At 30.3% G+C, this 21,572-nt stretch carries 19 protein-coding genes; 16 read left to right on the forward strand and 3 right to left on the reverse strand.

Features of this window, described 5'->3' with window-relative positions:
• The first annotated feature begins 1 nt into the window (after window position 1).
• The 12 genes from gyrA (at window position 2) to HMPREF2782_RS00240 (ending at window position 13,696) form a co-directional block, all read left to right on the forward strand.
• Window positions 2-2,443, forward strand: a complete 2,442-nt coding sequence (gene gyrA / locus HMPREF2782_RS00185) for a DNA gyrase subunit A (RefSeq protein WP_070639880.1) — start codon at window positions 2-4, stop codon at window positions 2,441-2,443.
• Between the two features lie 2 nt (window positions 2,444-2,445).
• A complete protein-coding gene (locus HMPREF2782_RS00190; RefSeq protein ID WP_070607545.1) occupies window positions 2,446-2,754 on the forward strand; it encodes an STAS domain-containing protein in 309 nt (102 codons plus the stop codon).
• Window positions 2,754-3,086: an ATP-binding protein gene (locus tag HMPREF2782_RS00195; protein ID WP_070639882.1), complete on the forward strand. Its 333-nt coding sequence runs from the start codon at window positions 2,754-2,756 to the stop codon at window positions 3,084-3,086. Before HMPREF2782_RS00190 ends, HMPREF2782_RS00195 begins: the two co-directional genes overlap by 1 nt.
• Before the next feature lie 2 nt (window positions 3,087-3,088).
• Window positions 3,089-3,859, forward strand: a complete 771-nt coding sequence (locus tag HMPREF2782_RS00200; RefSeq protein ID WP_004839617.1) for a SigB/SigF/SigG family RNA polymerase sigma factor — start codon at window positions 3,089-3,091, stop codon at window positions 3,857-3,859.
• A 583-nt stretch (window positions 3,860-4,442) separates the two neighbouring features.
• Window positions 4,443-6,569 carry an ABC transporter substrate-binding protein gene (locus HMPREF2782_RS00205; RefSeq protein WP_070639886.1) on the forward strand — a complete coding sequence of 709 codons (2,127 nt, stop codon included), beginning with the start codon at window positions 4,443-4,445 and terminating at the stop codon, window positions 6,567-6,569.
• 712 nt (window positions 6,570-7,281) lie between these two features.
• On the forward strand, window positions 7,282-8,244 hold the full coding sequence (locus tag HMPREF2782_RS00210) for an ABC transporter permease (RefSeq protein ID WP_019118864.1): 963 nt from the start codon (window positions 7,282-7,284) through the stop codon (window positions 8,242-8,244).
• 1 nt (window position 8,245) lies between these two features.
• Entirely contained in the window at window positions 8,246-10,147 is a 1,902-nt protein-coding gene (locus HMPREF2782_RS00215; protein ID WP_070639889.1) for an ABC transporter permease subunit, read from the forward strand.
• A gap of 8 nt (window positions 10,148-10,155) precedes the next feature.
• Complete coding sequence (locus HMPREF2782_RS00220) at window positions 10,156-11,160, forward strand: ABC transporter ATP-binding protein (protein WP_070639892.1); 1,005 nt, start codon at window positions 10,156-10,158, stop codon at window positions 11,158-11,160.
• A complete protein-coding gene (locus HMPREF2782_RS00225; protein ID WP_070639894.1) occupies window positions 11,147-12,763 on the forward strand; it encodes an oligopeptide/dipeptide ABC transporter ATP-binding protein in 1,617 nt (538 codons plus the stop codon). The genes HMPREF2782_RS00220 and HMPREF2782_RS00225 overlap by 14 nt, the downstream gene beginning before the upstream one ends.
• Window positions 12,760-12,948: a hypothetical protein gene (locus tag HMPREF2782_RS00230; protein WP_070607539.1), complete on the forward strand. Its 189-nt coding sequence runs from the start codon at window positions 12,760-12,762 to the stop codon at window positions 12,946-12,948. Before HMPREF2782_RS00225 ends, HMPREF2782_RS00230 begins: the two co-directional genes overlap by 4 nt.
• 67 nt (window positions 12,949-13,015) lie before the next feature.
• Window positions 13,016-13,261: a glutaredoxin family protein gene (locus tag HMPREF2782_RS00235; protein WP_070639898.1), complete on the forward strand. Its 246-nt coding sequence runs from the start codon at window positions 13,016-13,018 to the stop codon at window positions 13,259-13,261.
• Between the two features lie 45 nt (window positions 13,262-13,306).
• Window positions 13,307-13,696 carry a hypothetical protein gene (locus tag HMPREF2782_RS00240; RefSeq protein WP_070639901.1) on the forward strand — a complete coding sequence of 130 codons (390 nt, stop codon included), beginning with the start codon at window positions 13,307-13,309 and terminating at the stop codon, window positions 13,694-13,696.
• 107 nt (window positions 13,697-13,803) lie between these two features.
• Here HMPREF2782_RS00240 and HMPREF2782_RS09615 read toward each other — a convergent pair whose 3' ends face one another.
• Window positions 13,804-14,292: a TM2 domain-containing protein gene (locus tag HMPREF2782_RS09615; RefSeq protein ID WP_070639905.1), complete on the reverse strand. Its 489-nt coding sequence runs from the start codon at window positions 14,290-14,292 to the stop codon at window positions 13,804-13,806.
• A 137-nt stretch (window positions 14,293-14,429) separates the two neighbouring features.
• Between HMPREF2782_RS09615 and HMPREF2782_RS00250 the strand changes: the two genes are divergently transcribed.
• On the forward strand, window positions 14,430-14,927 hold the full coding sequence (locus HMPREF2782_RS00250) for a helix-turn-helix domain-containing protein (protein ID WP_070639908.1): 498 nt from the start codon (window positions 14,430-14,432) through the stop codon (window positions 14,925-14,927).
• 192 nt (window positions 14,928-15,119) lie between these two features.
• Here the strand turns inward: HMPREF2782_RS00250 and ahpF are convergent, their stop codons facing one another.
• Window positions 15,120-16,646, reverse strand: coding sequence for an alkyl hydroperoxide reductase subunit F (gene ahpF / locus HMPREF2782_RS00255; RefSeq protein WP_070639911.1), 1,527 nt, complete (start codon window positions 16,644-16,646; stop codon window positions 15,120-15,122).
• A complete protein-coding gene (gene ahpC / locus HMPREF2782_RS00260) occupies window positions 16,646-17,215 on the reverse strand; it encodes an alkyl hydroperoxide reductase subunit C (RefSeq protein WP_019116961.1) in 570 nt (189 codons plus the stop codon). Before ahpC ends, ahpF begins: the two co-directional genes overlap by 1 nt.
• Window positions 17,216-17,547: 332 nt before the next feature.
• Here ahpC and HMPREF2782_RS00265 point away from each other — a divergent pair, with 332 nt between their 5' ends.
• The 3 genes from HMPREF2782_RS00265 to pepF are packed head-to-tail and all read left to right on the forward strand — an operon-like array spanning window position 17,548 to window position 21,159.
• The gene (locus tag HMPREF2782_RS00265; protein ID WP_070639914.1) at window positions 17,548-18,699 is read left to right on the forward strand and encodes a glycerate kinase family protein; all 1,152 of its coding nucleotides are present in this window, start codon (window positions 17,548-17,550) and stop codon (window positions 18,697-18,699) included.
• Entirely contained in the window at window positions 18,681-19,346 is a 666-nt protein-coding gene (locus HMPREF2782_RS00270; RefSeq protein ID WP_070639923.1) for a rhomboid family intramembrane serine protease, read from the forward strand. The genes HMPREF2782_RS00265 and HMPREF2782_RS00270 overlap by 19 nt, the downstream gene beginning before the upstream one ends.
• A gap of 28 nt (window positions 19,347-19,374) precedes the next feature.
• Window positions 19,375-21,159, forward strand: a complete 1,785-nt coding sequence (gene pepF, locus HMPREF2782_RS00275; RefSeq protein ID WP_070639917.1) for an oligoendopeptidase F — start codon at window positions 19,375-19,377, stop codon at window positions 21,157-21,159.
• Window positions 21,160-21,572 lie beyond the last annotated feature (413 nt).

The raw sequence follows: 21,572 nt of genomic DNA on the forward strand, positions 1-21,572 counted from the left end.
AATGACAGAAGAAAGCTATAAAAATATCATAGAGGTAGATCTTGAAAAGCAAATGAGAAGTGCTTACTTGGAATATTCCATGTCAGTAATTGTTTCAAGAGCCCTACCAGATGTACGTGATGGATTAAAACCAGTTCATAGAAGAATTTTATATGGAATGGAAGGCCTTGGACTTGATCCAAATAAGCCAACCAGAAAATCAGCCAGAGTTGTCGGAGAGGTTATGGGTAAATTCCACCCTCATGGAGACTCTGCAATCTACGATGCCCTTGTAAGACTTGCTCAAGATTTTTCAACTAGGTATCCTTTGGCAAGCGGTCAAGGAAACTTTGGTTCAATTGATGGCGATGACGCAGCAGCAATGCGTTATACAGAAGTTAAAATGAGCAAAATTGCCAAGGAAATGCTTAGAGATATAAACAAAGATACAGTTGATTTTATGCCAAACTTCGATGAAGAAGAAAAAGAACCAACAGTTCTTCCATCAAGATTTCCAAATCTTTTGGTAAATGGATCAAATGGTATAGCAGTAGGAATGGCAACCAATATGGCTCCTCATAATTTGGGAGATTCAATTGATGCTTGTATTGCTTATATGAAAAATCCAGAAATTTCTATAAAAGAATTGGCAGAAATCATAAAAGGACCAGATTTTCCAACTGGAGCACAAATTCTTGGAAAAGCTGGAATCAAAAAAGCCTACAAAACAGGACGTGGAAAATTAAAACTTCGTGCTGTTGCAAAAATTGAACCTTTCAAAAAAAATAGGGAAAGAATAATTGTTACAGAAATTCCTTACCAAGTAAATAAGGCAAATTTAATCAAAAAAATTGCTGAATATGTTAAAGATAAAAAACTTGAAGGAATTTCAGATATTAGAGATGAATCCGATAGAAAGGGAATGAGAATTGTAATTGAGGTAAAAAGGGATGCAAATGCAAATATTGTCCTAAATAATCTTTACAAACAAACTCAACTTGAAACAACTTTCGGAATTATAAATCTTGCCCTTGTTGATGGAGTTCCAAAAATTCTTGACTTAAAAGAACTTATAAAATACTACATTGAACATCAAAAAAATGTAGTAAGAAGAAGAACAAGATTCGACCTTGACAAGGCTCAAAAGAGAAAACACATAGTTGAAGGTTTGATTATTGCCATAGATAATATTGACGAAATTATAAAAATAATCAGATCATCTTATGATAACGACCAAATCAAAAAAATATTTAATGAAAGATTTGGCCTAACAGATTTACAATCTCAAGCAATTCTTGATATGCAATTAAAAAGACTATCAGGTCTTGAAATTGAAAAATTACAAGCAGAAGATAAGGAACTTGCTGAAAAAATCGAATATTTCACATCGATTTTAAATGATGAAGAAAAATTAATTGGAGTTATTGAAGAAGAAATTTTAGAAATAAAAGAAAAATTTGCTGATGACAGAAGAACGAAAATTGTTCCAGATGAGGGAGAATTTGATATTGAAGAATTAATTGAAAAAGAAGACGTATTAATTTCTTTAACTCATGATGGTTATATAAAAAGACTTCCAATAAATACTTATAAGGTACAAAATAGGGGAGGAAAGGGAATTTCCGCTGGAAATACAAAGGAAAATGACTTTATCCAAAAAATTCTTACAACAAACACTCACGAATCCCTACTTTGTTTTACAAATCTTGGAAGAGTTTATTCACTAAAATGCTACGAAATTCCAGAAGCAAGCAGGCAATCAAGAGGTCAAGCTATAATAAATATAATTTCTCTTGCAACAAATGAAAAAATAACTGACATAATGGAATTGTCAGAGCTAAGTGACAACAGCCAATTAGTATTCCAAACTGAAAAGGGAAAAATCAAAAAAACTGATGCCCAATTATTTACAAATATCCAAAGAAATGGAATCATAGCAATTTCACTTGAAGATGATGATAGACTTGTTTCAATTAGGCAAATAGATCATCCTTGTGATATAATTGTAACAACTCAAAAAGGAATGGCAATAAAATTTGCCTCATCAGACATCAGGTCTATGGGAAGAAATGCTCAAGGAGTAAGGGCAATTAGACTTGGAGATGATGATAAGGTTGTGTCAATGAATATAGTTGAAGATGAAGTTTATTTGGTAGTTGTAACTGCAAATGGTTTTGGTAAAAAAACATCCTTCAATAATTTTAACAATCAAAATAGGGGAGGAAAAGGTGTAAGATGCCACAAAATTACAGAAAAAACTGGAGATTTGGTAGCAACTCTTCCTGCTAATTTGGATGACGACATAATGATGGTTTCCTTAAAAGGAGATATGATTAGAATATCAGCAAGAGACATATCAACAACAGGTAGAAATACCCTAGGAGTAAAATTAAAGAATTTAGAAAATACTGAGGACTTTATTGTTTCTGTAACCAAATATTATGAAGAAAACAGCGAGGACTAGAAATGTTTAAGGCAAATATTGAAGAAAAAAATGATCACTTACTAGTAAAACTTATTGGAGATTTAGACGTTTATTCAAAAGAAGATTTTTCTAAATTTTGCGATGAGTCTTTAAAAAATACTGATACAGATTTTATAATAGACCTTGAAAAATTGGATTATATAGATTCAACAGGCCTTGGTATGTTTATAAATATATACAAAGACCAAAAAGAAAAAGATAAAAGTGTAAAAATAATTAATCCAAAAGAAAATATCAAAAAATTATTTAAAATAACAGACATAAGTGATTTATTTGAGATGGAGGAATAATGGATACCATAAGTTTAACAATTCCACCAAAAACCATTTATTTAAAATCAATGAGACTTTTAGCAGCAAGCCTTGCAAGCGACATTGGCTTTGACATAGAAGAAGTCGAAGATATAAGAGTTGTTGTATCAGAAGCAATAAATTATAAAATGAGCGATAGGGACATAAAAATAAATTTCTATACAAAAGAAAATTTAATGAAAGTAGAAGTTATAGGAAAAGATAGGGAAATTGAAGAGGAAAATCTAAAAATTAAACAAATCATCCTTGAACAATTAGCAGACAAGGTAGAAGTTGTTGAAGATAAGATAATACTTACAAAAGAGAAATAATTATGGCAGATACAAAAGAATCTCTTGAAAGAAAAAAAGAGATCAAAGAAAAATTTGAACAATTTTATAAAACAAGGGACAAGGATCTGAGAAATGAACTTATAGAAGATCATATGTATATAGTCGACATACTTTCCAACAAATACGTAGGAAAAGGAATCGAAAAAGATGACCTTTATCAAGTAGCATCTCTTGGTCTAATCTATGCCATTGATAGGTACGATCCATCAAAAGGATACGAATTTTCATCCTTTGCAACCCCAACAATAATGGGCGAGCTAAAAAGATATTTTAGGGACAAAGGCTGGGTAATAAGAGTTCCAAGAAGAATTCAAAATCTCTACAAAAAAATAAATGTAGCAAAAAAAATTCTTCCACAAGAACTCCAAAGAACCCCAACCATAAAAGACATTGCAGCTTACCTTGGAGAAGACGAAGAAACAATTCTTGAAACAATAGAGGCAAGCAAGGTTTATTCTCCACAAAGTTTGGATATGAAATATCAAGTCCAAAAAGGAGAAAATTCCGTAGATTTATCCGACATGATAGGAGAAGACGACAAAAATTTTGATTCAGTAGAATTAAAAGATTTGATAGATAAGTCAACCGAAAGACTAAACGACTTAGAAAAACAAATTTTAGAATTAAGATACTACGAAGGAAGAACCCAAGTAGATATAGCAAATAAACTTTCTATTTCTCAAATGACAGTATCAAGAATAGAGAAAAAAATTCTACAAAAATTCACAATAGAAATGCAAAAAATGCAATAATGACTAGCAGTTTATCTGCTAGTCAGAGCGTCGACAAACCCTCAAGCACGAATATCGGACTTCAAAAATTGTTGATTTCTAAATTCCAAAATTCTAAAAACGCAAACTCGCTAACGCTCAAACAGTGCGTTTTTTGACGAATTTTAAAATTTGAAATCAAATCAATTTTTTCCGTATGATATTCTTAGCATGAGGATTTGTATACTTTATCAAAAGTCTGACTAGCAGTTTATCTGCTAGTTATTTTTTTGAAAATTTTTAAAAATTTAAGAAAATTTCTCAAATATTTTTTGAAAATATAATTTTTTTAATTTTATAATTTACAATTTAGTCTATTAATATGCAAATGAAGCAAAACTTATCATTTCAATAGTTTACCTTAATAAATTGAAAAAAACCTCTGAATTTTCTACAAAAAAAACTTGAAATTTTGTATAAATATAAAATTATAAAATTTCTTAAATATTTTTTTTATTTAATTTTATTGAAATTATCAGTAATAAATGGAGTTTGACAAAAACATAAATATAAACTATAATGTATTCATATAAATCAAAAATAAAAAAGAAAAGAGGAGAGAAGGATGAATGTAAAAAAAGTTTTCTCACAAGCTTTTGCGCTTGGCTTAGTTTTAACACTTACTGCTTGTGGCGGTAGCGTAAACAAAGACAACAACGGCTCAAATGCTGGAGACAACAATGCAAGTAACGAACAAGCTAAGGATGAAGAATTTAAAAAGCAAACTAATGATGATACACTTGTAGTAGGTGTTGATTCACTTGGTGGAGAATTCATCCAAGGTTTTAATAACAGCCAAAACGACGTAAGAGCAAGAGAGTTTATGGGAATCCAAGGTTCTGTTGGTTATGATACTTACGTTAAAGATAGGGGCGGAAAATATGTAGTTAATAAAACAGTTCTTGATGGAGATCCTCAAGAAAAAGAAAATGAAGATGGATCAAAAACTTTTACTTTTAAAATTAAAAAAGATTTAAAATGGTCTGATGGTAAGCCTGTAACAGCTGATGATTATTTATTTAAAGCTCTTTTACACTCACCACAAGATTATGCTCTAATAACAGGATCTACTGAAATAGGTGGAGATTCATTAAAGGGTTACAATGACTTTAGAGAAGGAAAAACTAAAGAATTTGAAGGTGTTAAAAAAATTGATGATCATACTTTTGAAATTACACTTGATTCATCATTCTTACCATACTTTGAAGAAGAATCTTTAAAGGTAATGAACCCAAGACCAATTCACTATATTGCTCCAAACTTAACAATTGATGGTTCAAAATTTGCTCTTAAAGATGGTTATAAATTATCAGACGATGATAAAAAAGCCTTCATTGAATCACTTGATAAGCAAATTGAAACTGAAAAATCTTCTTATGATGAAGCTGTAAAAGAAGCAGGCGAAGAAGATCCAGATGCTAAGAAAGAACACGAAGAAAAAATCAAAACTCTTGAAGATAAGAAAAAATCTGCTGAAAGCGGAAATGATATAGATCCAACAGAAATGCTTGTAGAACAAGCTATGCTTTTTGATGCAAATGAATACAGAAAAGCACCAAAAGTTACATGTGGACCTTATAAATTTGTTTCATTTGAAAACAATATGGTTAAGATGGAACTTAATGACCAATATGCTGGAGATTTTGAAGGACACAAAGCTACAATTCCAAATGTAATCATTCAAGCAATAAACCCAGAAATATCTGTAGACCTTGTTCAAAATGGAGATATAGATGTTTTTGAAGAAGAAATGAATGGTTCAAGAATTTCTCAAATGAGAAAAGCTGCAGATGAAAAGAAATTACAATATGTAGCTTATGACAGAAATGGATATGGATGTTTATCATTCTTAACTGATAGAGGACCAACTCAATATAAAGAAGTAAGACAAGCTATAGCTTTCTTAATGAACAGGGATGATTTCGTACAAAACTTTGCAGGTGGATATGCAGTAGTAACAAACGGAATGTATGGTTCTAGCCAATGGATGTATAAAGAAAGAGGAGCTGACGTAGAAGGAAAACTTACAAAATATACCTTAAACGTTGACGAAGCTAATAAGAGATTAGATAATTCTCCATACAAATTTGAAAAAGACGGGAAAACTGCTTGGGATGTTAAAAAAGCAGCAGAAGAATACAAAAATAATGCTGACAAATTTGATTACTACAGATACGATGAAAATGGTAAAAAATTACAAGTTAACCAATTTGGTTCAAAAGATTCAGAAATAACAACCCTTCTTTCAAACCAATTGCCAGATAATGCTAAACAAGCAGGACTTGAATATAACGTTCAAGCAGGTGATTTTAATACTCTTCTAAACTACAGAGAAAATCCAAAAGAAGGAGACAAAGCAGAATACACAGCATTTAACATGGGACTTGGATTTGGAACACCATTTGATCCTTTCTACCAATACAATAGCAAAGGAAATGATAATAAAACAAAAACAAATGACCCACAAGCTGACAAAATTACAGAAGAATTAAGAAGAATAAAACCAGGTGAAAATGAAGCTTACCTAGATAAATGGGAAGAATTCCAAAAATGGTACAATGATTACCTTCCAGAAATTCCACTTTATTCTAACAATATCCACTCATCAGCATCATCAAGAGTTAAAGGATTTGATGGTTTAACACCAGAATGGGCAGTATCTTGCCAAATCAACCAAATGAGCCTTAAATAAGATTTAATCAAATAAAAGACAAAAAGAAGCCATAAATTTGGCTTCTTTTTAATTGATTTAATTGATGAGTATAAAATTTCTTTTTTATTTGCTTAGTATAAAAATTAGAAAAGGAATATGATTACAAAATTTTTTGAAATTTAGAAATATAAATAGTAAAAAAACTGTAATTAATTTAAATTATTAACTTGTTTTATAAGGAGTTTTTTATTTGCTATGATTTTTTTACATTTCATAAATTTAGCTAATAGAAATCTATTTCTAGAAAATCCACAATATTTTTTGCTTTCTAATCAAATTTATTTTTCTTTTTAATATCATTTTTTATTAATTTATATTTTTTATTTTTATTAATTCCTAAATTCATCTTTATAAGTTAAAATCATTAGAGTATTAACGCATTGTAGAATATTTTTTCAATTAATATGCATTGAGATAAGTTTTTGCTCATGAATAATGAATTTTTAAAAATAAATGTCAATCTTTATAAGTTTATGACAAATTTTTCGTTGACAAATATAGGTTTTTATATTAATATAATGGTTATGATATTATAAGTTTACTCTATCTAATTTTTTTATATTTATTTATAAATTTCTATAAGTAATATTTTCTTAGTCAAAATCTTTGTTGAAGATTATAAGGATTTTTAATTAATCAATGTGAATAAAATATTAGTTGGTAAGCTTAAAAACATAAGGAAGGGATGAATATGTTAAAATACATAGTAAAAAGAATCATTAATTTGATTCCTGTAGCCATAATTATATCTATTTTGGTTTTTGTACTTTCTAAATCAATGCCTGGCGATCCTGTTTTAGCTATGATGCCAAAGGATGGAAGAATGACCAAGGCTCAACAAGAACAAATGTATAAAAATCTTGAGAAACGTTATGGTTATGATAAATCGTTGCCAGAGCAATATTTTATGTGGATGGGAAGAAGTTTGAAGGGAGATTTTGGTGAATCTACTCAAGCTAAAAGACCTGTTAAGGAATATCTTTCTGAGCCACTTAAAAATACAATTTTATTAAATATAGGTTCGACTCTTGTTTCCTTTGTGCTTTCGGTGCTTATTGGAATAAGATCGGCTGTTCATAAGGGAGGATTTTTTGATAAGTTCTTCCAGGTGTTTACTCTTGTTGGAATTTCTTTGCCTACATTTTTTATAGGATTATTTTTGATATTCTTATTTGCTTTTAGGCTAGGATGGTTCCCTGCTAATGGTATGCCTAGAAATAATACTTTTGGCGAATGGGTTAAGTATTTAATCCTACCTACTTTAACTTTAACTTTTGGTTCTATGGCATCTATTTCTAGATATGTAAGAAATTCTATGCTTGATTCTTTAAATGAGGATTATATTAGAACTGCAAGGGCTAAGGGTTTAAAGGAAAAAACTGTAATTTATTCTCACGCTTTTAGAAACGCCCTAATTCCAGTTGTAACTGCTATGACTTGGGCTGTTTTATCAATGTTTTCGGGTTCTGCTATAACTGAAACTATTTTTGCCTACAGGGGAATTGGAAATATTCTTATTAAATCTGTTTTAGCTCAAGATTATAATGTTATTCTTGCTTTAACTATGTTTTATGCAATTTTAACTCTTCTTGGAAACTTGATTATGGATATTGCTTATGCTCTTGTAGATCCTAGAGTAAAATTGGAGGCTTAATATGAAAGATGAATTAAATAAATCATTTAAATCTTTTGGTAGATTAGTTCTTTCTTTATTTACTTTTGGAACTAGGGCAAATAATGAAGAATCTGATGTAAATCTTGGAGATGTTAATCCTAAAAATGAAAATGAGTCTTTGAAGGAAGATGCTATTACTTCTCCTGGGAAAATGGCTGTAAAAAATTATTTTAGAAATCCTTTGGGAGTTATTGGTCTTCTTTTGATGCTTGGAATTATTCTAGCAGTTTTTGTTGGATCAGCATTAATTCCTTTTAATCCTTACCAATCTGAGGGTACTCTTATAAATGTTTCAGCAGGTTCAGGCTATATGAAATATCCTTCTGAAATGGAAAAGGAAGGTGTTGAAAGAATTTCTGTAGGAAATACTTTTGGTGTAGGTCTTACTAAAAAGAAAAATTTCTATTATTGGGGCAAAAATAACGAAGATAATGTTATGAAAATGCCTGATGATATAAAGGAAAAACTTGATGGTAAAAAAATAAAAGATGTTGCAGCTGGGGATAGACATATTCTTGTTGCAACTGAAGATAATGAAGTTTATGGTTGGGGTAATGATTCCTTCCAACAAACAAAACTTCCACCAATGCAAGAAAGCCAAATAAAAGAAGAAGGAATCAAAAAACTTGGTGGTGGAGTTCAATATTCTGTAGTTTTAACTGAAAAAAATAATATATATGTTTGGGGTTCAACAATGAACTCAAGACTTGATCTTATTCCTAAAGAAGTTCAAGGAAAAGTTGTTGATTTTGATACAAGCGGTTCAAATATTTTGGCTGTATTAAAAGATGGCTCTACAAAACTTTTAGGTGTAAGAGGAGCTGAGGTAGATGTTGGAGCACCAGATGAAATTAAAAATAATAAAGTTAAAATTTCTAAGGTTGCCTTAACTTCAAATTCTGCGGCAGCCCTTGATGAAAATGGAAAACTCTATGTTTGGGGACCTTCTAGAGATAGTTTATCTGGAGATAATGTTCCAAAAATTAAGGGCAAAATTAAAGATATAGTTGCAGGAACAAATCATTTTACTGCCCTTGATGAAGATGGAAAGTTATATTCTTGGGGAAATAATAATTATGGCGAAGCAGATGCTCCTAGTGGAAAATATGAAAAAATATTTTCTGGTTATTTTAACAATTATGCTGTAAGCAAGGATTCTAAAATTGATACTTGGGGACTTAAAGGATTTAAATTTGGATCAGATGACCAAGGTCGTGATATTTTTACAAGATTAATTCACGGTGGAAAAATGACCATAATAATTTCTTTTGTATCAGTTCTTATCCAAGTAGTTCTTGGTGTAATTATTGGTATGGTTTCAGGTTATGCTGGTGGACGTGTTGACAATGTTTTGATGAGAATTACAGAAATTGTTCAATCATTCCCATTCTATCCATTAATTATTACACTTTCAGCCCTACTTCCTGTAAATACTAGTCAAAATACAAGACTTATGATGATCATGGTTTTACTTGGTGTTATTGGATGGACAGGAATTGCAAGACTTGTTCGTGGACAAATTCTTGCTGAAAGAGAAAGAGATTATGTAATTGCAGCTAAAGCCCTTGGAGTTACAAATTCGTCAATTCTTGTAAGACATATTTTGCCAAATATCCTATCAATAATAATTGTAAATGCAACTCTTGGATTTGCAGGAAACCTACTTACTGAAGCAGGTCTATCATTTTTAGGATTTGGTGTTCAAGAGCCAATGCCATCTTGGGGTAATATGATGACAAGTGCCCAATCATCAGATGTAATTAATATTTATTGGTGGAGATGGGTAATTCCAGCTCTTGCAGTATTTTTGGCAGCATTTTCAGTAAACTTAATTGGAGATGCCCTAAGAGATGCAATAGACCCAAGATCAAATGAGAGATAGGTGTAAAAATGAAAAATTTACTTGAAATAAAAAAACTTCATACCTACTTTGAAACAAGACGTGGTCTTATAAAAGCGGTAAATGGAGTATCATGCACAATTGAAGAAGGAAAAACTTTGGGTTTGGTTGGAGAATCTGGCTCAGGAAAAAGTCAAACTGCTATGAGTATCTTGCAACTTTTTGAGCCAAACCAAAAAATCTACAGTGGAGAAATTATTTTTGATGGTAAAAAGATATCTGATTTTAATAGAAATCAAATGGAAAAGGTAAGAGGAAATGATATTTCTATGATTTTCCAAGAGCCAATGAGTTCACTTAACCCAGTTTTTACAGTAGAAAAGCAAATTTCAGAAGTTTTAATTCTTCACAAAAAAATGAATAAAAAAGAGGCTTCAAAAAGAGTGGAGGAATTACTTGCTCAAGTAAAAATTCCAAATCCTCACGTTGTTGCAAAACAATATCCATTTGAGCTTTCTGGTGGTATGAACCAAAGGGTTATGATTGCCATGGCCCTTGCTTGTGAGCCAAAATTATTAATTGCTGATGAGCCAACAACAGCCCTTGACGTTACAATTCAAGCTCAAATTCTAAAATTGATGAACGAATTAAAGGAAAAACAAAATACTTCAATTTTATTTATAACTCACGATTTGGGAGTAATAAATCAAATGGCAGATGAGGTTGCTGTAATGTATTGTGGACAAATAGTAGAACAATCTCCAGTTGATTATATTTTTAAACACGATATTACAAAGTACAACCATCCTTACACAATCGCTCTTTTAAATTCTATTCCAGCAATTACAAGTGATAGAAATGAAAGACTCGATATTATACCTGGTTCTGTTCCGCATCCACTTAACCTTCCTGATGGATGTAAATTTGCAGATAGGTGTAAATTTGCTACTGAAAAATGTAGAAAAGAAATGCCAGAGCTTGTGGCAGTAAATGAAAATCAAAAAATAAGATGCCACTTTCCAAATAGAAAGGAGAGAGAAGATGGAGAAAAATAATAAAAAGATCTTATTTAAAATAAGAAATCTTAAAAAATATTTCCCAATCAAGAAAAAATCTATCTTTTCTAGGGGAGCAAACGAATATGTCCATGCAAATGAAAATATTTCAATAGATATATTTGAAGGCGAAACTTTTGGTTTGGTTGGAGAAAGTGGTTGTGGAAAATCTACTTTTGGTAGGACAATCCTTCAAATTTATGAACAAACTGAAGGAACTACTCTTTATTATGGAACAACTCTTGATAGACTTGCCCCAGCTTATATGGGAAAAGATATTAAAGAAATTCCAAAAAAATTCCCTTCATACGATACAGAAGTGGAAAAACTTCATTCAATTTATGATGAACTAGAAAAAACTGAAGATGAAGAAAAAAAAGCTGAATTAAACGAAGCTGCTATGCATCAAAGAAGACTTCTCCAAGAAGATTATGAAAATATGATGAGAATAGCAGGAGGACTTCTTGCAAGCGACAATTTGTCAGAAATTTCTTCTATTCTTGATGATTATTACAAAAAAATCAAGGAAAGATCAAAAGTTTTACTAGACATTAAAAAAATCGAAGAAAAAGACGAAGTAAGGATTAGAGATAAAAAAGAATTAAAAGATGCTATCCTAAATGATCCAAAATACAAGGAACTTTTGAATAAAAAAGAAAAACTTGATAAGGAAGTTTTGGAAAAAGAGCAAAAAATATCTGCTAAAAAAGAAGAATTAAAATCAAAAGAGCTTTTTGAAAAATTTGAAAGTTTTGTAGATGATGGAATAGACCTTTCAAGACTTACAAACGAAGAAATGAGAGAGCTTAGAAAAGATCTTCAAATTATTTTCCAAGATCCTTATGGTTCTTTGGATACAAAAATGACAGTTGGAAATATTATTGGAGAAGGTGTCTTGGGCCATGGACTTTTCAAATCAAGAAGTGAAGCAGGCTACAACGAATATATCCAAGATATAATGAACCAATGTGGACTTGCTCCATATTTTATTCATAGGTATCCTCACCAATTTTCAGGTGGACAAAGACAAAGAATTGGAATTGCCAGAGCCCTTGCTTTAAATCCAAAATTTATAGTTTGCGATGAGGCAGTATCAGCTCTTGATGTTTCAATCCAATCACAAATTATAAACTTATTACAAGATTTAAAAACTGACTTAAATTTAACATATTTATTTATAACCCACGATCTTTCAGTTGTAAAATATATTTCTGATAGGATTGGAGTAATGTATTTGGGAGTTATGGTTGAACTTTCAGATTCTGATAGAATTTTTGCAAATCCACAACACCCTTACACAAAAGCACTTTTGCAAGCAATCCCTAGAACTGATGTTGATAAGGGGCAAGAACTTCAAACAATTGAAGGAGATATTCCATCAGCAGTAAGACCACCAAAGGGTTGCCGTTTCCACACAAGATGTAAATATTGCATGGATATTTGTAAACAATTTGAGCCAGAGCTTAAAGAAGTTGAAAAAGGCCACTTTGTAGCTTGCCACTTGATGGATGTATCAGAAGAAACAAAAATGAAAGCCTTCGAAAAAAATGAAGAAGAAAGACTTAAAAAAGAACATGAATTAGCCAAGGAAGCTAATCTATGAAAAGACCAGTAGATCCTTTCAAAAATAAAACAAAAGAAGAAATCTATGAAAAAGAAGAACTTTTAGAAAAAGATAATCTAGAAAAAGACGATAGACTCGCTATGTTTTTGGCAGCTATGAAAGTTTTTTTACCACCAGTTTTATTAATACTTCTACTCTTTACATCCTTAATATTTTTCTTTTAGTTTACAAATTAAATTTAAGGGTAAGAAATTAAAAGAGAAATGACAAAAGAATTTGAAAGGAAGTATTATGAGTAAATTTGATTTATATTTTAAACCAGAATGTCCATATTGTTTAAAAGTTTTAAACTTTATGCATGAAAATAAAATAGTAAATTTTACATCTTATAATATAAAAGATGGAAGATGCGGAGAAGAAAATCAAAAAGCCCTTGAAGAAATAGGTGGCAAAGTCCAAGTTCCATTTATGGTTTTTGGTGATGAAAAAATGTACGAATCTGACGATATAATAGAATATCTAAAAGAAAATTATTAAAATTAAGCCAGTGGGAAATCCTGCTGGTTTTTTTGTGAGGTAAAAATGAAAAAATTACAATATAAAGACGAAAAAATTTTTGAAAATGAAAGAATGACCTATAAATTAGAAGGAAAGTACAATGTATTGCGTCCTAGTGGAAAATTGGTCGCAAGATTTAAAATAAAAAACTTATTTAGCCTAAGAGGAAAAAAACAAGCTGTAATAGGAAATTTAAAAATTGAAAAAATGAACGACCAAAAAATAAATGAGGCGAAAATTATAAATAGGCAAATGAAATTAATAGAAAATGGAGAAAATCTATCATTAATAAAAGAAGATGAATTTTTGGCAAACTTTGACTTTACAAAAAACACCTTAGAAATTTATGAAGATGAAAACTTGTGTGTTGCAATATTTTTTGCCTTAAAAAAATTGGAAGAAAATAAAAAATAATAATGGAGATTTAGGAATCTACATATATTTTATAAAGAAAAAACAAAAATCCAAATAAAAAAGGACTTTTGCAAAACTATGAATAATCATAATTTCGCAAGAGTCCTTTAAACATATATATTTCCATATTCATCAGAAGTTTTAGTAAGAGCTATTATAAATTCCACAAAGGCTATTATTGATGGGATAAAAGTCCATGAAAAAATTAAATAAGCTATACCTGTGCCGATTTTTCCAGAATAAAATTTGTGAGCTCCAATTCCTCCCAAAAAAAACGCCAAAAGCACATAAGCAACTTTATTTACAGCCCTTTTATTGTAAGAGTTTATATAATAATTATTAGTCACATTACTTTTTTCTTCAATCCTATTTACCTTAAAATCATCTTCATCAAAATCTTCATTTAAGCTATGATTTTCAACAAAATTTTTTTCTTTTATTTTACTTACCAAATATCCATCATCTGCCTTAAAAACTTTGACCTTATCCCCAATTTGAGGAATAAAATTCACATCAGAAAGTTTAACCCTTACAACAGATCCATCATCAAGACCTACAACTATATCATCAATTTCAATTTTTATAATTTCTCCCATAAATTTCTCCTTATTTTTTATAATTATATCATAATTTGTATAAAAAAAATAAAAAAATCATAAAATTTCCCCAAAGTTGCCCTATAGTTGCTAGCTTTTTTGAAAAACATTACTTAAAATAATATTAAGGAGGACTTATGATTGGACAAAAAATCAAAAACAAAAGAAAAGAATTGAACCTTACCCAAGAATATTTGGCAAAGGAACTAAATATATCAAGACAAGCCGTATCCAAATGGGAAAAAGAAATAAGCGAGCCATCAATGGAAAATTTGGTAAAATTGTCAGAAATTTTTGGAGTAGATATAGGATATTTTAAAAATGAAGAAGATGAATCGAAAATAGGAAAAATTTTTTGGTCATTTCTCTACGCTATAATTGGCTTTGCCTTTTACCTAATTTATTATTTTGGAATAGTAGAAGGAGCCTTAAACAAAAACCCAAAAGAAATGCCATTTTTAATATTAACAATTTTTCTAGCCTTGTCAGTAATAGCCTTCCCCCAAGCCATAAAAGATATGGGAAAAAAACTAGAAAAAATAGATTATTTCACATTTTCGAAATTGGTTTTGCCGATAATTTTTATAATTTCTCCCTTTATTGTTTTTTATTATATTTTTAAAAATGAAAGCTGATAATTTTATGATGTTTATGTAATTTTAAGAAAAAATAATGGGGCTGTTGAAAAATATGAATAATCATTATTCAATATTTAGAGGGGTCTCCTAGAAGATTTTTAATAGCACTCTTATATTGAGGCAAAATCTTCATAGAATTTCCTCTAACAATTGGGATGATTTATTTATTTTGCAACATTCCAATATTTTTTATTTTCTTATTAAATAGTTAAAGGCTGATAGGGCTGCTGTAGCTCCTGAGCCTGCTGCTATTATTATTTGTTTATAAACGGAATTTATTGCATCACCTGCTGCAAATATTCCTTCTATATTTGTTGAACCGTCTTTTTCTACTTCGATTTCGCCCCTATCTGTGAGTTTTATCTTTCCTTCTAGCCATTCTGTGTTTGGAATTTGACCGATTTGGATAAAAACTCCAGCGAGATCTATTGTTTTTTCTTCTTTTGTATTTCTATCTATATATTCAAGACCTGTTAGTTTTTTATCTCCAAGGAGTTTTGTTGTTTGGGCAGATGTTATAACTTTTACGTTTTGAAAGGATTCTAATTTTGTTTGTAATATTTTATCTGCCTTTAATTCTGGTAAAAATTCGAGAACTGTAACGGTTTTTGCTATTGATGCAAGGTCTATTGCCGCTTCTATTCCTGAATTTCCTCCTCCTACAACTGCCACGTCTTTTCCTTTAAATAGGGGACCGTCGCAGTGGGTACAAAAAGCTACGCCCTTGTTTTTGAATTTTTCTTCTCCATCTATTCCAAGAAGTCTCCATCTTGTTCCTGTTGCAAAAATTAGACTTTTACTATTTATTTTTGCTCCATCTTCTAGGATAATATTGAATTCATCATCTTTTTTTTCGAAATCGACAGCTTTTACTCCCTCTATTATGTCTACACCAAGATTTTCTACTTGGTTTTTGACTGATAGCATATATTTAGGTCCTTCTGTTTTTAGGATTCCTGTTATATTTTCTATATCGAGAGTTTCGTTTACTTGTCCACCAAATTCGTCTGCAACTATTGCAACTTTTAGTCCTTTTCTTGCTCCATAAATTGCAGCTGTAGCACTACTTGGTCCTGCTCCTACTATCAAGATATCGTAATCTTTGAAATTGGATAAATCTTTTTGGACTTTTTCTGCTACAAGGTCTAAAAGACTTGCCATAGTTTTTTTGCCCCCGTCAAGAAATTCTTCATTTTCAAAAATTGCTGGTACTGCCATAACATCTCTTTGTTCACATATATCTTGGTTTATTGAACCTTCAATCATTGTGTGTGAGATATTTTTGTTTAAAACTGCCATAATATTGAAAGCTTGTACAACCTCTGGGCAGTTGTGGCAGGAAAGTGAAACTATTGTTTCAAAATTTCTTTTTTCCTTTATAGATTTTATTCTTTCTTTTTCTTCAGTGGATATTTTTGGTTCGATTCCACCAACTTGCAAAAGTGCAAGAACAAATGATTCGAACTCGTGTCCCAAAGGAATTCCTGCAAAAACAATTTTTCCGTGTTCAAATTCTCCGTTTAAACTAAAAGCAGGTGTAAAATCTAATTTTTCTTCTTTTATTTTTATCTTGTCAGATAAAGACTCAACATCTTCAACAAAAGATTTTAGTTTTTTTGAATTTTCATCTTCATTTAGCGAAAGTCCAATTGTTACATTGGACTTTAGCATTTTAAGATAAGCCTTTAGCTGATCTTTTAATTTACTGTCTAACATCAGATTTTTCCAACAAGGTCAAGTCCTGGTGTTAGTGTATCATCATTTTCAGAATTCCATTTAGCAGGACATACTTGGTCTGGATGTTTTCTTACATATTGACCAGCTTTAACTTTATATATATTATTTTCTGCTTTTCTTCCGATTCCTCCTGCATTTATTTCTAATGCTTGAATAACATTATCAGGGTCTATAACAAAAGTTGCTCTGTCAGCTTTTCCATCTTCTGTTAAAATATCTAAAGCTTTTGTGAGTTCTTTGTTAGAATCGCCAATCATTTTGTATTGGATTTTTCCTATAGCTTCACTTTCATCATGCCAAGCCTTGTGTACAAAATGTGTATCAACACTTACAGAATAAACTTCTGCTCCCATTTCTTTTAATTGCCCATATTTTTCTTGTAAATCTTCAAGCTCTGTAGGACATACAAAAGTAAAGTCTGCTGGATAAAACATTAAAACTTTCCATTCACCTTCAAGGTCCTTATCGCTAATTTTGATAAATTCATTTGTTTTTGGATCATAAGCATCCAAATTAAATTCAGGTAATTTTTTTCCTATTAATGACATAATATCCTCCATTTTTAAATAAATTACTTTATTTTAAATAAGAAACAAAGTATATGATAATTATACTCATTATAAAACTAAAATCAATATCATAAATTTCAAAATAAAAAATGCCCTTCCAAAATTTATGGAAAGGCAATTTTAAAAAGCCACTTATAAGTATTTAAGTGGCTCTTTGATGGGCGAAATCTTTTTTTAAAGATTTCCATGAGTTAAACAGTAAAAGTTTATTTTCTAAACTTTCTATTTAATTATATCATTGAATTTACAATTGGTAAAGATAATTAATAATTTGTCCACATAGTTTGGGTATAATTTAATTGAGGTGAATTATGAATATATTATTAGCTTTGGATTCTATTAAAGATTTTGAAAATTCTATTGAGATTGGAAATTATTTCAAGGAAGAATTGGAAAGTGAAAATGTGAATAATGAGGTTAATATTCTTCCATTTTTGGATGGGGGAATGGGGACTGTTGAAATTATGAAGGAAGTTATTGGTGGGGATTTTTCTTATGTTAATGTTCATAATCCTTTGAGTGAGGCTGTAACTTCTAGATATATTATAAAGGAAAATTTGTGCGTGATGGAGATGGCTCAGGCTTGCGGGCTTAGGCTTTTGTATAAGGATAAGCTTGATGTTATGGAATCTTCTTCAATTGGCCTTGGGGAGATGATTGTTGATGGTTTAAATAATGGCTGTGAGAAATTTTTTATTGGCATTGGGGATACTGCAACTAATGATATGGGCATGGGTATGCTTTATGCTTTGGGGGTTAGGTTTTTTGATAAAAATCTTAATTCTTTAAATCCTGTTGCTAAAAATATGATTAAGGTTGATTCTATTGATATGTCTGGTCTTGATAGGAGAATAATGGATGTTGATTTGGAGATTGCCACAAGCCAACCTCTTACTCTTTTTCAAAGAAATTCTTTTTTGGAAAAAAGACCTATTAGAAAGGGAGCAAGTCCTGATGAAATTTTACAACTTGAAAAAGCCTGCAAGCATTTTTCTAAAAAAGTTAGTGAGGCTTTGGGTGTAAGCGAAATAGATTTTCCTTACCTTGGTGCTGGTGGCGGAGTTTCTTGGGCTCTTTATATATTTTTTAGGGCAAAAATTTCTAATTCTATGGAACTTGTTTTGTCTTTGCTTGATTTTCAAAAATTGGTTAGGGACAAAGACCTTTTAATTATTACGGAAAATGTTGATGAATTTAATGGAGAAAATTCTATTAATCTTTCTAAATTTGCTAAAAGATATAATGAAAATATAAAAATTATTTTCTTGCAAGATGAAGATTATCCAAATATGAGGGATAATCCTTATATAGATGATATTTATAAATTTAAAATAAAATCTAATCTTGAAAGGGGAGATTATGAGAAAGAAATCAGGTCTGTTGCTAGGACTTTTATTTCTGATAATCTTTCACAGATGGAAAATAAATTTGAGAAAGAGGAGTTATGGCTAAGGGAAAAATGACAAGAATTTTAATGGGAATAAATATCCTAGTTTTTATATTGATGACTGTTACAGGTGGCAGTGAAAATATTGAAAATCTTTTGAGATTTAATGCTATGAGCAAAATCCATGTTTATTATGGCGAATGGTGGAGACTTTTTTGCCCGATTTTCATACATATTGGGATAATACATCTTTTGATGAATATGTATTTTTTAAATAATGTTGGAGATGAATTTGAAAGTCTTTATGGTTCTACAAAATTTCTAATAATTTATTTACTTTGTGGAATAATGGGCAATTTATTTACCTACGCTTTTGGAGAAGTAACAAGCGTATCAGCTGGAGCATCAACTTCTTTGTACGGCTTATTTGGACTTGCCTTAGGAATTATGTTCAATTACAAGGACAATGAATTTTTAAGACAATTTGGCTCAAGCTTTATAGGAATTGTTGCTATAAATATAATATATTCATTTATGGTTCCAGGTATTGGAATTACAGGACATATTGGAGGGCTTTTGGGTGGATTTATTCTTGCAGGATTTTTCCCAATAATGAATATGACTTTGCCAACAAGCACAAGAATTATTTCCCTTCTAGCCTTTGTGCTAATTGCAATAGGCTTTGTATTTATAGGAAATAAATCAATGTTACAAGCCATATAAAAAATTAAACAAAATAAAAGGAGAAAAAATGGATAGAAAAGATATAGACAAGTCTCTAAAATGGGACACAGAAAAAATTTACAAGACAGACGAAGACTTCTACAAAGAAGTAGAAGAAGTAAAAAATCTAATCGAAAAAACTAAGGCATACAAAGGAAAGATTTTACAATCAGCCGACAGTCTTTACGATTTTTTAAAAACAAACGAAAAATTAGAAAGAAAATTTTCAAAACTTGGCGTATATGCCTCATTAAAATCTGACGAAGATACAAGAGTTGCAAAATATCAAGAAATGTCAAAAATAGCAGATAATTTATTTGCAAATCTTGCCCAAGAACTTTCTTTTATAACACCAGAAATTTTGTCAGAAGATTATAAAAAAGTACAAACATATATAGAAGAAAAAGAAGAGCTAAAAATTTACGCTCATTATTTTGAAGATTTATTTAGAAATAAAGACCATACCTTAGGCGAAAATGAAGAAAAAATTATAGCTTCATTTGCAAAATTATCCCAAAATCCACAAAACACTTATATGATTTTTTCAAACGCTGACCTAAAATTTCCAAAAGTAAAAAAAGGCAATGAAGAAATTCAAATCACAGATTCAAACTTCACAAACCTAGAGCTAGATTCAAATCGTGAATTTAGAAAAGAAGTTTACGAAAAATATTATACAGTTTACAAGCAATTTGAAAACACAGCAGCTTCCCTTCTTGATGGCGAAATAACAGCAAATAACACCATAGCAAAATTAAAAAAATTCGATTCAGCAAGAAAAATGAGTCTGTTTGCAAACAACATTGACGAAAAAGTTTACGATAACTTAGTAGAAGTAATCCACGATAATATAGAAATCCACAGAGATTACACAAGTTTGAGAAAAAAAGTTTTAGGCCTTGATGATTTAGGATTTCACGATATTTATTTGCCATTAGTAGAAGATTATAACAAAACCTACACTTTCGATGAGGCAAAAGAATTAATCTTAAAAGCCCTAGCTCCACTTGGAGAAGACTACATCAAAAAAGCAAGAGAAGGCTTTGAAGACAGGTGGTTTGATGTTATGGAAAATGAAGGAAAACGATCAGGAGGATATTCATCAGGATCCTACGATACAGAACCATACATTTTATTAAACTACAACGACTCCCTAGATTCACTTTTTACAACAGCTCACGAGTTGGGTCATTCTATGCATTCATACTACACAAGAAAAACCCAACCATATATATACGGAAACTACTCAATATTTTTGGCAGAAATAGCATCAACAACTAACGAACTTCTATTATTAAACTACATGATAGACCATGCCAAAGACGAAAAAGAAAAAGCCTATCTATTAAACCACTACGTAAATTCATTCAAATCAACAGTCTTTAGACAAACAATGTTTGCAGAATTTGAACTAGAAGCAAATAAGCTAGTAGAAAATTCAATGCCAGTAACAGCAGAAAAATTAAACCAAATCTATCACGACCTAAACGTAGACTATTTTGGCAAAGATATAGAAGTAGATAAATATATATCAACAGAATGGGCAAGAATCCCACACTTTTATATGTCCTACTACGTCTTCCAATACGCAACAGGCTTTTCATCAGCAGTAAGCCTATCAGAAAAAATCCTCCACGGAGATGAAAAAGATTTGGAAAAATATCTTAACTTTTTAAAAGCAGGAAAAAGTAAATATCCAATAGAAGTATTAAAAGATGCGGGAGTAGATATGACCAAAAAAGATTCACTCCAAAAAGCAATGGATGCCTGCAAAGAAAAATTAGAAGAATTAAAAAAATCATTAGAAAAATAAAATAAAAAGAGCCTTATAAAAGAGTAAAAATACTTTGAAATAAGGCTCTTTTAAAATGCAAAAAAATAAAAATAAAAAAATTTGACAAAGATAAAAAATCCTAGTATTATATAAAGGCACTGTTAAAGAGCAAAGTCAAAAAGAAAAATAAAAATTGACAAAGTAATTTAAATAGTGTATTATATATTTAATATCACTTCAAACAAACAATCTAAAAAGTAAGATTTTAATAAAAAAATTAAAAAAATACTTGACAAGATAAAATGAACGTGGTATTATATAATAGTCGTTACAAAGTAACGGCATTGAACCTCAAAAAATATATAGAAAACTACAATAAAAGTAAAGTGAATTACTTTGAGTAAACCAAAACGAAAAATGAAAAGTCAAGATCAAACAATAATTGAGAGTTT

It is taken from the genome of Anaerococcus sp. HMSC068A02, assembly GCF_001811125.1.
In the GTDB taxonomy this organism is placed as follows: domain Bacteria; phylum Bacillota; class Clostridia; order Tissierellales; family Peptoniphilaceae; genus Anaerococcus; species Anaerococcus vaginalis_C.